12 protein-coding genes are annotated in these 12,914 nt (G+C 31.7%); 6 read left to right on the top strand and 6 right to left on the bottom strand.

The features are described from left to right. Positions 1–29: 29 nt before the first annotated feature. On the top strand, positions 30–734 hold the full coding sequence (locus ACLII3_RS00280; protein WP_412985541.1) for a hypothetical protein: 705 nt from the start codon (positions 30–32) through the stop codon (positions 732–734). Further along, positions 710–1,516 (top strand): sensor histidine kinase, encoded by an 807-nt coding sequence (locus tag ACLII3_RS00275; RefSeq protein WP_412985539.1) that lies wholly within the window; start codon positions 710–712, stop codon positions 1,514–1,516. The genes ACLII3_RS00280 and ACLII3_RS00275 overlap by 25 nt, the downstream gene beginning before the upstream one ends. Here the strand turns inward: ACLII3_RS00275 and ACLII3_RS00270 are convergent. From ACLII3_RS00270 to ACLII3_RS00250, 5 genes are read right to left on the bottom strand one after another with little or no spacing between them, the layout of a single operon-like run. Beyond that, positions 1,513–2,889 carry an aldehyde dehydrogenase gene (locus ACLII3_RS00270; protein ID WP_412985537.1) on the bottom strand — a complete coding sequence of 459 codons (1,377 nt, stop codon included), beginning with the start codon at positions 2,887–2,889 and terminating at the stop codon, positions 1,513–1,515. The two genes, ACLII3_RS00275 and ACLII3_RS00270, sit on opposite strands and share 4 nt — an antisense overlap. A gap of 19 nt (positions 2,890–2,908) precedes the next feature. Further along, positions 2,909–3,613, bottom strand: coding sequence for an RluA family pseudouridine synthase (locus tag ACLII3_RS00265; RefSeq protein WP_412985535.1), 705 nt, complete (start codon positions 3,611–3,613; stop codon positions 2,909–2,911). After that, positions 3,614–4,117, bottom strand: coding sequence for a cupin domain-containing protein (locus tag ACLII3_RS00260; protein ID WP_412985534.1), 504 nt, complete (start codon positions 4,115–4,117; stop codon positions 3,614–3,616). Positions 4,118–4,119: 2 nt separating this feature from the next. After that, positions 4,120–4,938, bottom strand: coding sequence for a 3-methyl-2-oxobutanoate hydroxymethyltransferase (gene panB / locus ACLII3_RS00255; RefSeq protein WP_412985532.1), 819 nt, complete (start codon positions 4,936–4,938; stop codon positions 4,120–4,122). A 56-nt stretch (positions 4,939–4,994) separates the two neighbouring features. Then, positions 4,995–6,416 (bottom strand): L-serine ammonia-lyase, encoded by a 1,422-nt coding sequence (locus ACLII3_RS00250; RefSeq protein ID WP_412985531.1) that lies wholly within the window; start codon positions 6,414–6,416, stop codon positions 4,995–4,997. Positions 6,417–6,600: 184 nt separating this feature from the next. Here ACLII3_RS00250 and dnaK point away from each other — a divergent pair, with 184 nt between their 5' ends. The 4 genes from dnaK (at position 6,601) to ACLII3_RS00230 (ending at position 11,891) form a co-directional block, all read left to right on the top strand. After that, positions 6,601–8,505, top strand: coding sequence for a molecular chaperone DnaK (gene dnaK / locus ACLII3_RS00245; protein WP_412985530.1), 1,905 nt, complete (start codon positions 6,601–6,603; stop codon positions 8,503–8,505). A 92-nt stretch (positions 8,506–8,597) separates the two neighbouring features. Further along, entirely contained in the window at positions 8,598–9,821 is a 1,224-nt protein-coding gene (locus ACLII3_RS00240; RefSeq protein ID WP_412985528.1) for a class I SAM-dependent rRNA methyltransferase, read from the top strand. Positions 9,822–10,295: 474 nt separating this feature from the next. Further along, positions 10,296–11,249 carry an NAD(P)H-dependent flavin oxidoreductase gene (locus tag ACLII3_RS00235; RefSeq protein WP_412987928.1) on the top strand — a complete coding sequence of 318 codons (954 nt, stop codon included), beginning with the start codon at positions 10,296–10,298 and terminating at the stop codon, positions 11,247–11,249. Positions 11,250–11,285: 36 nt separating this feature from the next. Next, a complete protein-coding gene (locus tag ACLII3_RS00230; protein ID WP_412985527.1) occupies positions 11,286–11,891 on the top strand; it encodes a pyridoxamine 5'-phosphate oxidase family protein in 606 nt (201 codons plus the stop codon). A gap of 59 nt (positions 11,892–11,950) precedes the next feature. On the opposite strand, the gene ACLII3_RS00225 is transcribed toward ACLII3_RS00230, so the two are convergent. Beyond that, positions 11,951–12,811 carry an AraC family transcriptional regulator gene (locus ACLII3_RS00225; RefSeq protein ID WP_412985525.1) on the bottom strand — a complete coding sequence of 287 codons (861 nt, stop codon included), beginning with the start codon at positions 12,809–12,811 and terminating at the stop codon, positions 11,951–11,953. Positions 12,812–12,914: the final 103 nt, after the last annotated feature.

Here is a 12,914-nt window from a genome sequence, read left to right as displayed (position 1 = left end):
AGTTTAGTAAAAAAAGCTATGACCAATTTATGTTAGATTTTTTAACAAAGAATAATGTATTTATTACTTATGGCGTAGAAATATTAGCAGCTATTGTGGGTTTATTATGTTTGAGAAAATATAAAAACACAACAGTTAAATATTTTATATGGTTTTTAGTATATGTTGTATTTGTTGAAGTAATAGGTTATTTACTAAGTTATTTTAGAAACTCTGAAGCATTGTTGTTTCTTAAAAACAATGGCTTTGGTAAGTTTAATTGGTGGTATACCATATTTTGGTCTATAGGTAGTATAATGTTTTATGTGTTTTATTATTCAAGAATATCAAAAATAGGTATGTTTAAGTTGTTGTATGATATTATTGGTATTGTATTTCTTGTTAGCTCAATAGCTTATATTGGTTTTAATTTTGAAGCATTTTTAAGCACATTTCCTTTTTATTTTCAAGTGGCTGGTGCTTTTGTTACTGTAACTTGTGTTGCAATTTATTTTATAGAATTATTATTGAGTGAGAAGCTGCTTAAGTTTTATAAATCCTTTAATTTTTATTTATCATTAACCATTCTTGTTTGGTGGATAATAATTACACCACTAGTTTTTTTTGATGAATATAATACTGTAAACGATTGGAATTATGTAAATTTAAAACGTCAAATCTTTTTGTTTGCAAATATTTTCATGTATTTAACCTTTACTTTTAATTTATTATGGTGCAAACCACAGAACGTTTAGTCAGTACTGATGCCGAAAGGTATTTATTGATATATATGATTGCTGTATTGGTAATTGTAACAACCTTAGTTATTTTGTTTTTTATTGTTTTTCAAAAGCGTAAGAATAAAATTTTGTTAGATAAGTACGAGCAGAAACGAAAGTTTGAAAGAGAGTTGGCAAATGTTCAAAATGAAATCCAAGAAGAAACATTAAAAAGTGTTGGGAGAGAGTTACACGATAATGTAGGACAACTTTTATCTTTTGCTAGCATGCAATTAAGCTTAGTATCTTCCTTGGCAACAGATAGTTTAAAGAGTAAGATAGATGATACTAAAGATGTTGTTAAGGATGCAATTCAAGAAGTACGATCTTTATCTAAGTCGTTAAATAATGATGTAATAAGTAATTTAGGGTTGCGCCAATCTGTTCAAAACGAAATTGACAGACTAGATAAGCTTAAGAAGATGAAATGTCAATTTGTTGTTTCAGGAGATGAGCAAGAAATTAATGCTAATGATAGTATTATTTTGTTTAGAACTTTTCAAGAGTTTATGTCAAACTCCATAAAATATTCAGAAGCAGAAAATTTTAGAGTGTCAATGGAATATACAGATACTCATCTAGAGTTTATAGCTGAAGATGATGGCAACGGATTTGATAAAGAAAAAACCAAACTTGGTTCTGGTTTGTTAAATATGAAAAATAGAGCTGCTCTTATAAATGCAAAGTACTCTTTGGTTTCTAAGCCAAAGGAAGGCGTTAAATTACATTTATTATATCCTTTACAAAAAGAAGATTAATCAAACCAATTAAACATGGATTTTAGTTGTTTTAGTTTTCCCTTATAAGGTGCGTATCGCATTGGAATATCTAGCCAATTACCTTTTTTTACTACTGCTTTTTGATGTGTAAAAGTATCAAAACCTAATCGTCCATGATATGCGCCAATACCACTATCGCCAACACCTCCAAAAGGCAATCTGTGATTTCCAAAATGAATCATTGTGTCATTAATAACACCACCTCCAAAACTATATTGTGACATTAGTTTTTTTACAAACTTTTTGTTGTTAGAAAACACATAAAAAGCTAAAGGCTTTTCATAATTATTAATTGTGTTTTTGATGTCTTCTTCAGTATTATATGTTAGTATAGGAAGAATTGGGCCAAAAATTTCATCTTTCATTACTTCACTATCCAAAGTTGGTTCGTCCATAATAGTAGGAGCGAGGAAGTTATCGTTATTGTTATAAGCACCACCATGAATAATTTTGTCATTATCAAGCATTTTAGTCAATCTGTCTAAATTTTTCTTATTAATGATTCTAGGGTAATCAGGCGAAGTTTCAGGATTAATAGTATATGCTTTCTCTATTTCAGTTTTTAAATTTTTAATGAGGCTATTTTTAAATTCCGATTTCACTAAAAGGTAATCAGGAGCAATACATGTTTGTCCAGCGTTTACAAATTTTCCCCAAACCAAACGTTTAGCGGTTAACTTTAAATTCATTGTACCGTCAATAATACAAGGGTTTTTGCCACCCAATTCTAATGTAACTGGAGTCATATGTACTGCAGCAGCTTTTGCAACTATTTTTCCAACAGGTACACTTCCAGTAAAAAAGATGTAATCCCATTTTTGTGCTAATAACTCTGTAGTTTCTGGAATACCACCTTGGACGATAGCAACATGCTCTTTTTGAAATACTTTAGTGATAATATCCTCAACTAAATTTGAAGTGTGAGGTGTCAATTCACTAGGTTTAATAATTGCCGTATTTCCTGCCGTAATAGCTGCTATCATTGGTGCTAATGTTAATTGAAAAGGATAATTCCAAGGACCAATGATTAAAACTGTTCCGTAAGGCTCTGAATAGATATAATCAGAGCTAGGGAAATTGAGTATAGAAGGAAAAACGCGCTTTGGTTTAGACCATTTATGAATATTCTTGATAGCTAAGTCTAACTCAGATAGAACAATTCCTATTTCACTTAAATAGGTTTCAAACTTTGACTTTTTAAAATCTCTTTCTAGAGCTTTATAAATATCTTCTTCACGATTAATAATTTCTTTTTTTAAAGATTTCAGTGAATTTTTTAGATATAAAATGTCTCTTGTTTTTTCAGTATTGAAAAAATTACGTTGAAGTTGAAGTAGTTCAGGAATGTTCATTTGCTAAATATAGCAAAAACTATGAACAAGCGTCCCAAATAACGTCATTTGGAGTAGGAGCTGTAATAGAAATGTTTTCTTTGCTTACAGGATGAATAAATTCAATCTTTCTTGAATGTAAATGAATACTTGCATCTTTATTGCTACGATCAAAACCATATTTTAAATCGCCTTTAATTGGTGAACCAATATTTGATAACTGACTACGAATTTGATGATGACGACCAGTTTCTAGATTTACTTCTAATAAATGGTAGTTATCTAACGATTTAATAACCTTATAATGAAGAATGGCCTTTTTACTGTCTTTTATCTCAGAGCTATATGCTGTAGATTTATTGTTTTTAGGGTTCTTTTTAAGCCAATTTATAAGCGTGTTGTTTGCTTTTTGAGGTTTATTTTTCACAACTGCCCAATATGTTTTTGAAACTTCTTTGTTTGCAAACATTTTGTTGAGTCTAGTGAGTGCTTTGGATGTGCGTGCAAAAACTACGATTCCTGTAGTTGGTCTATCTAGTCTATGTACTACGCCTAGATATACGTTTCCAGGTTTATTGTATTTGTTTTTAATATATTCTTTTACAACTTCACTTAAAGGAATATCACCAGTTCTGTCACCTTGTACAATATCGCCTGCACGTTTATTTACAATAATGATATGATTGTCTTCAAAAACAACTTGAAGGTTTTTAGGTGTTGATAATATTTTATTTGAAGATGACATTTAGTCTCTTGTTAAAGTGGTGATGATATTTTTATGTTGCGGAAACTCAGCTATAAGTTTGTTGCGCTCTGCTAATTCAAAATCTTGAAAATCAAACCCAGGAGCTACAGTACATCCAAGAAGTGCATAGCTTTCAGGTTTTTCCACTTTTGCAGCAAACCAATAACCTTTGGGAACTACAGCTTGAGGAGTTTCACCATTAGTAATATCATTTCCTATTTTAATGGTTGATAACTCCCCTTTATCAGAAATCATAGTTAAAATAAGTGTACTTCCTTTGTAGAAATGCCACATTTCATCTTGATTAATTCTATGAAACGCAGAAAAATCTTTAGACTCTAATAAATAATATATTCCAGTAGAATGATTTCTGTTACCATTAAATATTTTTGGTAGCGCATATTTAACAATAATATCTTTACTTCTATAGGTTTCCTTGTAATAACCACCTTCTGGGTGTGGTTGTAATTCAAGAGTTTCTATTAAAGCTTTTAATGAATCCATGCTTAGTATTGCTCAGACTCGTTAGGGAATGATATATCTTTTACATCGCTAACATATTGAGAAATGGCATTTGTCATATCTTCATATAAATTCATATAACGACGTAAAAAACGAGGGTTAAACTCATGAGTCATACCAATCATGTCATGAAGTACTAATACTTGTCCATCAACACCATTTCCAGCACCTATTCCAATTACAGGAATGCTTATGCTTTCTGCTACTTTTTGCGCTAAATTTGCAGGTATTTTTTCAAGTACTAAAGCAAAACAACCTAGTTTTTCTAACATTTTAGCATCACTAATTAGTTTTTTTGCTTCTTCCTCTTCTTTTGCTCTAACAGTATATGTTCCAAATTTATATATTGATTGAGGTGTTAATCCTAAATGTCCCATAACTGGAATTCCAGCATTAAGAATACGCTTTATAGATTCCTTAATCTCTTTGCCACCTTCTAGTTTTACAGCATGTCCACCACTTTCTTTCATAATTCTAATAGCAGAGCGTAAAGCTTCTTTAGGATCACTTTGGTAGCTTCCAAAAGGTAGGTCAACAACTACTAAAGCTCTATCTACAGCTCTAATTACTGAAGATGCATGATAAATCATTTGGTCTAAAGTAATTGGTAATGTGGTTTCATGACCAGCCATCACATTACTAGCAGAATCACCAACAAGTATAACATCAATTCCAGCACCATCTACAATTTTTGCCATGGTATAGTCGTAAGCAGTAAGCATAGAAATTTTTTCACCATGCTTTTTCATTTCTACTAATGATTTTGTAGTAACTTTTTTATATTCTTTTTTAGCAGTAGACATTTTTAATGTATTAAAATAAGGATGTAAAAATAACGAAAAGTTTTGTGTTAGTGGTGTTAACAGTCAGATAAACTTACCCTAACTGCTAAGCCACCTTCAGAGGTCTCCTTGTAAATAGTTTTCATGTTTTGAGCAGTTTCCCACATAGTGTCAACTACTTCGTCTAATGGTACTTTAGCGTGTTCAGGATTTGTTTCTAATGCTAACTCAGCTGCAGTAATAGCTTTAATTGCTCCCATTGAGTTGCGTTCAATACATGGTACTTGAACTAAACCTCCAACTGGATCGCAAGTTAAGCCTAAATGATGTTCCATAGCAATTTCTGCAGCAATCATAACTTGCTCTGGAGAACCTCCTAAAAGTTCGCAAAGCGCACCTGCAGCCATGGCAGATGATACGCCAATTTCCGCTTGACAGCCACCCATTGCAGCACTAATTGTAGCTCCTTTTTTAAAGATGCTTCCAATCTCACCAGCCACAAGTAAGAACTGTTTAATGTGGTTAAAATTAGCTTTGTGGTTTTCAATAACTAAATAATACATTAGAACAGATGGAATAACACCAGCACTTCCATTTGTTGGAGCTGTAACTACGCGACCTAATGAGGCGTTTACTTCGTTAACAGCTAAAGCAAAACAGCTTACCCATTTAAAAATTTGACGAAATTTTACTTCGGTTTGTCTGATAACTTCCAGCCATTCTTGAGGTGAATTGTAAGATAGTTCACCTTTAAGATTTTGATGCATATCATAAGCACGACGTCTTACATTTAAGCCACCAGGTAAAATACCTTCGGTATGACAACCAATATACATGCATTCAAGCATGGTGTCCCAAACACGTTTTAACTCATACTCAACTTCTTCTTCTGTTCTTAATGATAGTTCATTGATTAATACAATTTCAGAAATAGATTTTGAAGTATTATTACAATATTCAAGAAGTTCTGTCGCTTTTTGTATAGGATAAGGAAATGCTTTTAACTGCGCATCTTTTTCTTTATTCTCCGTTTGTTCTTCTTTTATTACAAAACCGCCACCAATAGAGTAGAAGGTAGATTTATATTCCTTATTGTTAGCAAAGGCAGTAAATGTTAACCCGTTAGCGTGAAATGGTAGAAATTCTCTATCAAAAATGATGTCTTCTTCAAAGTTAAAAGGAATCATTAATTCGCCATTAAAGTTTAATTGTTTGTCAGTTTTAATAGCATCAATTGTAGATTGGATTGAGTCTACAGGAATTGTTTCAGGATTGGCTCCAGTTAAACCTAACATTACTGCTAAGTCTGTAGCATGTCCTTTTCCTGTCAAACATAACGAACCATATAAGTCTATTGTAATGCGCTCTACATTTTCAAAAATATGGTCAGATTTTAATTCGTCTATCCAACGTTCTGCAGCGCGCCAAGGGCCTAAAGTATGAGAGCTAGAAGGACCTATGCCTATTTTTAACATATCGAAAACGGAGATACATTCCATTAGCTAAATAGATTTAGTGTTTTGGCAAAGATATATGCTTTTTAGTCAACAAAAATAAATATATGTTTAAAGTTTTAGGAGATATTGTGACACCTTGTCATATTTTTTGTCATGGCACAATGATTGACTATAGGAAGTTGTATAAAAATTGAAATTCAACACAATAAAAGAATAAAATAAAGTTATGAGTAAAATTATTGGAATCGATTTAGGAACAACAAACTCATGTGTTTCTGTAATGGAAGGTAACGAGCCAGTTGTGATTACAAATGCTGAAGGAAGACGTACTACACCTTCTGTAATCGCATTTGTTGAAGGAGGCGAGATAAAAGTAGGAGATCCTGCTAAGCGTCAAGCTGTAACAAATCCAACTAAAACCGTTTATTCTATTAAGCGTTTCATGGGTAACAAGTATTCTGAATCAAAAAACGAAGCAGAACGTGTTCCTTATAAAGTAATAAAAGGTGATAACGATACACCAAGAGTAGATATTGATGGTCGTTTATATACGCCTCAAGAATTATCTGCTATGGTTCTTCAAAAAATGAAGAAAACTGCTGAAGAATTCTTAGATCAAGAAGTAAGTGAAGCTGTAATTACAGTACCTGCTTATTTTAACGATGCACAACGTCAAGCAACTAAAGAAGCTGGTGAAATTGCTGGTTTAAAAGTAAGACGTATTATTAATGAGCCTACTGCTGCGGCATTAGCTTATGGAATGGATAAAAAAGGTGTTGACCAAAAAATTGTGGTATTTGATTTTGGTGGTGGTACACATGATGTATCTATCTTAGAATTAGGAGATGGTGTATTTGAAGTATTATCTACAGATGGTGATACACACTTAGGAGGTGACGATGTAGATGAAAAAATCATTAACTGGTTAGCAGAAGAGTTTAAAGCTGATGAAGGTATGGACTTACGTCAAGATCCAATGGCTTTACAACGTTTAAAAGAAGCTGCTGAAAAAGCTAAGATTGAGTTATCTTCTTCTTCTCAAACAGAAATCAACTTACCATATGTTACTGCTACTGCTAGTGGACCTAAGCACTTAGTACGTACATTAACAAGAGCTAAATTTGAGCAATTAATTGACGATTTAGTAAAGCGTACAATTGAGCCATGTCAAACAGCTTTAAAAGCTGCTGGATTATCAACTGGAGATATTGATGAAATTATTTTAGTAGGTGGTTCTACACGTATTCCTGCTGTACAAGAAGCAGTAGAAAAGTTTTTTGGAAAGAAGCCTAACAAAGGCGTGAATCCAGATGAGGTAGTTGCTGTAGGTGCTGCTATTCAAGGTGGTGTATTAACTGGAGATGTAAAGGATGTATTATTACTTGACGTGACACCATTATCATTAGGTATTGAAACAATGGGTAACGTAATGACTAAGTTAATTGATGCTAATACAACAATTCCAACTAAAAAGTCACAAGTATTCTCAACAGCTGCCGATAATCAACCGTCAGTAGAAATTCACGTATTACAAGGTGAGCGTCCAATGGCTGCAGATAACAAAACAATTGGTAGATTCCATTTAGATGGTATTCCACCAGCACAAAGAGGAGTGCCTCAAATTGAAGTAACTTTTGATATTGATGCAAACGGAATTATCCAAGTATCTGCTACTGATAAAGCGACAAATAAATCTCAAAATATTCGTATTGAAGCATCTTCAGGATTAACAGATGCTGAAATCGAAAAAATGAAGCAAGAGGCCGAAGCTAATGCTGAAGCTGATGCTAAAGCTAAAGAAGTAGCTGAAAAATTAAATGCTGCTGATGGTATGATTTTCCAAACAGAAAAGCAATTAAAAGAATTTGGTGATAAATTATCTGATGATAAAAAACAGCCAATTGAAGCAGCTTTAGAAGAATTAAAGAAAGCTTACGAAACTAAGGATATCGCTGTAATTGATCCTGCTTTAGAAAAAATTAATGAAGCATGGAAAGTTGCAAGTGAAGAAATGTACAAAGCACAACAAGAAGCTCAAGGTGGAGCAGCAGGACCAGAAGCACAAGCTGGAGCTAATGCAGAAGCAGAAGGTGATAATGTTGAAGACGTAGACTTCGAAGAAGTTAAATAAGCTTTTAGTATAAATTATTTTACATTTTATATAAAAAGCGCAACCAATTTGGTTGCGCTTTTTTAGTTACTTTTGACTCCAAATAATAATACATGTCTTTTTCTTCAAAAATTACTTCAAACTATCAACCAAAACGATTAGCAATAAAACTTAATGCTAAAGGAGAACAGCATGTTGTAAAAGGGCATCCTTGGGTGTTTTCAAATAGTATCGTTAAAATAAATGACGATGCACAAACAGGAGATTTGGCTATCATTTTTGCAAAGAATAAAAACAAGCTTATAGGCTTAGGACTTTATGATGCTAACTCACCAATTAGAATTAAAATACTTACCAATAAAAGCGCTAGTATTGATGCTTCGTATTTTAATTTAAAAATAAAAGAAGCTTATTCTAAAAGAAATGATTTATTAAAAACAAACACTAATAGCTATCGTTTATTATTTGGAGAAAATGATAGTTTTCCAGGTTTGATTGCAGATGTATATGCTTCCGTATTAGTAGTAAAGTTGTATTCTGAAATTTGGCTACCATATTTAGAGCTTATCTTAACAAGTTTACAAGAAGTGTCTAATGCTAAAACTGTTGTGTTACGTTTAAGTAGAGGGTTACAAAACTCAAACAACCATAATTTAGTAGATGGTGAAGTAGTGTATGGCACTTTAGAAAATGAAGTTGTTGAATTTGTTGAACATGATGTAAATTTTTCTGCCAATGTGATTAAAGGGCATAAAACAGGTTATTTTTTAGATCATCGCGCTAATAGAAAACAAGTAGGAGAATGGAGTAGTGGTAAAACTGTATTAGATGTATTTTCTTATGCTGGAGGATTTTCGGTACATGCTTTGGCAAATAATGCAACAGAGGTTACCAGTTTAGATATTAGTAAGCAAGCATTAGAGATTGCACAACAAAATGGAAGGTTAAATGATTACACTGGAATTCATAAAACTATAGCAGGTGATGCTTTTGACGAAATGCAGAAACTTATTAATCGAAAGAAGACATTTGATGTTGTAGTAATTGACCCTCCAAGTTTTGCAAAACAAGCTTCCGAAATTCCCTTAGCCAAAAAAAAGTATGCACAATTAGCAGCATTGGGAATTCAATTAACTTCCAAAAATGGATTGCTAGTTTTAGCGTCTTGTTCTTCTAGAGTTTTAAGTCAAGCTTTTTTTGATATCAATAAACAAGTGCTTAATGCTACTCAAAAGAAGTATAAAGTGATTCTTAAAACTGAACATGATTTAGACCATCCAGTAACTTTTCCAGAAGGTGCTTATTTAAAATGTGCCTATTATCGATTTGTTGAATAAATGTTATTTGGTATTTATTCCCTTTTATAGAGCTTAATTATATCTGAATCTGATTTATAAATTAAACTATCGTTAGTTAATTTTAATATTTCACTTTTGGATGTGTATTTATCAAAATAAATAACGAATTCATTGTTTATTAAATTTACTGGTAAAGGTGTATTTTGATGTTCAACAAAATATATAGAATCATTTTCTATATAAAAAAGAGCATTGTCATCTTTGTTTTCAGCCCAAACTCCAGTTAAAAGATTTTTGTTGTAAACTTTTTTGTCGTTTTGTCTTTCTTGATTAGTTTGAATATCGTTTTTTTTTACACGAAAAGCCTATTATGACTATTGTAATAGTTAACAAAATATGTTTAATTTTCATAATCTAAAATTACATATTCTAAATCATTAATAATCTATTTCAATAAGTGAAAATTATTTATTTGCTATGCATGCATAATATTTTTATATTTGTTCAAAACTTATAAATATGACTAAGCAATTAACAGATATATTAAATATTAAGCATCCAGTAATAATGGCACCAATGTTTTTAGTGTCAAATACTAAAATGGTGATAGAAGCTATGAATGCTGGTATTGCTGGTTGTATTCCTGCACTTAACTATCGTACATTAGAAGAACTTAGAGCAGCTATAAAAGAATTAAAAGCTGCAAAACCTGAAGGAGGTTCGTTTGGATTTAATCTTATTGTAAATAAATCTAATATAAAATATAAAGGACAACTTGAAGTACTATGTGAAGAAGGTTGCGATTTTATAATCACCTCTTTAGGAAGTCCAGAAGAAACTATTAAACAAGCACATAAAGTAGGAATTAAAGTGTTTTGTGATGTCGTAGATTTAAAGTTTGCTAAAAAGGTAGAAGGATTAAATGCTGATGCTGTAATTGCTGTAAATAATCAAGCTGGTGGACATCGAGGACCTCAAACACCTGAAGAGTTAATAAAGGAATTAAGTACAGCCTGTACTATTCCTGTAATTTCGGCTGGAGGTGTTGGTTGTAAAGAAGACATTGATAAAATGCTAAGTTATGGAGCAGTTGGTGTATCTGTTGGAAGTCCTTTTATTGCGTCTCTAGAGGCAAGTGTAACCGATGAGTATAAACAAGCATGTGTAGATTATGGAGCTGATGATATTGTAGTCACCGAACGTATTTCGGGAACACCTTGTACTGTAATTAACACACCTTATGTTCAAAAAATTGGTACTAAAGCTACATGGTTAGAAAACTTATTAAATAAGAATAGAAAGCTTAAAAAATGGGTGAAAATGATTCGTTTTTCAATAGGTATGAAAGCCACTGAAAAAGCGGCTAAAAAAGCGACTTACAAAACTGTTTGGGTAGCTGGACCTAGTATTGAATATACTAAAGAGATTTTGCCAACAAAGACAATTGTAGAACGCTTGGTGAATTAATATAGATTTGTGGATTAAGATTCATAAATTTATAGCATGAATGTTAAGAATACAGAACAACTCCGCGAACTTTACGATTACCCAAGTGGTAGAGCAAAAATCAAAACCTTATTTGAATTAGAAAAACACGCAATTAATTTTGTAGCTAAGTCACCTTTTGCAGTTATTTCAACAGTAAATAAAGATTATAAATTAGATGCATCTCCAAGAGGTGGTGCTCCTGGTTTTGTTAAGGTATTAGATAATAAAACGTTATTAATACCAGATGCTAAAGGAAATAATAGATTAGATAGTATTTCAAATATTTTAGAAACCCAACATATAGGAATGTTGTTTATGATTCCTGGAGTAGATGAAACATTGCGTGTAAATGGTAAAGCTTCTATTTCCGATGAGGCGAAATACCTTAATTTGTTTGATACAGAAAGAAATCCTCCTAAAGCATGTATAATTGTAGCTATTGAAGAGCTATTTTTGCACTGTGCTAAAGCATTTATGCGTTCTCAACTTTGGAGTGAAGTAGCAAAAATGGAGCGTTCACAGTTTCCTACAATGGGGCAAATGTTAAACGATCAATTAAAGACTAATAATCCACTTGAAACCCAAGAGGAAATGGTTGCACGATATCAAAAAGATTTATAAGAATATCTTAAGTTTAGTTTAAATAAGAAAAAGACAGTAGTAAACTGTCTTTTTTAAAATTATTTTATTGGAAGATAGAACTCTGTTTTTAGTTTATCTTCTGCAACACGGTCTGGATGACTAATATAACGTTCTCTTGTTGGTGCATCTCTTAGTTCATAATCGTTATTCATAAGCCATTCGTTAAAAATATAATCGTACACTTGAGCAAAATGTTTATAAGAGCCTTGATAAAGAAACATTGCAAATTTTCCGCCTTTTAATGTTTTTATACCAATGTCATTAGACGGCTTAGCTTCTTTATGAATAACTAAGCAAGCATCATAGCGTATTTTGTCATCATGAGTAACTTTTGGGTCATCATGTGGCAAACCAATAGATTGTATTCCTTTAGTGAATAATTTTTGCACTTTAATTTGTTCCCAAAGTTTCTCCCAAGCGTTTCCATAATCAAGAGTTTGATAAGGACCATGCATTCTGTAATAAATACAGTTCTGATTATCTAGTGTTAAAATTTTTGGCTTTTTAATGTTTAAGTCTACTTTCATAATGTTCATTTTTTTGATTGAATAATGTTTGTTTTTTCTATAAGAAGAGGGGGAAATTTTGAAATGATTTTTAAAAGATTTTGAAAATGATGATGGTGTTTCAAAACCTACGCTAAATCCTATTTCTTTTATGCTTAGATTTGTATATCGAATCATTTTAGCAGCAGTTTCCACGCGAGTTCTAGTTATATATATACCAATTGGTTCTCCTAATAATGCACGACTAATTCTATGAAAATGAAATTGAGAAAAATGAGAAATTTCAGCAAGTGTTTTAATTTCAATTTTTTCATCTAAATGATTGTGTATATATTCTATAACACGATTTAAATTTCTATTATAAACAATTCTATTATTTTCCTTTTGGGTCATAATTATGTTTTTGATGCTACAAATGTATAAGACATTTAAAATATAAACTTTTCCTAGATTGCTATGTTTAAATAATTTTGAAACTATTATTTTTATATAAATA

This window comes from Pontimicrobium sp. IMCC45349 (genome assembly GCF_047219225.1).
Taxonomy (GTDB): Bacteria; Bacteroidota; Bacteroidia; order Flavobacteriales; family Flavobacteriaceae; genus IMCC45349.
This window is presented reverse-complemented; position numbering and strand designations above follow the sequence as displayed.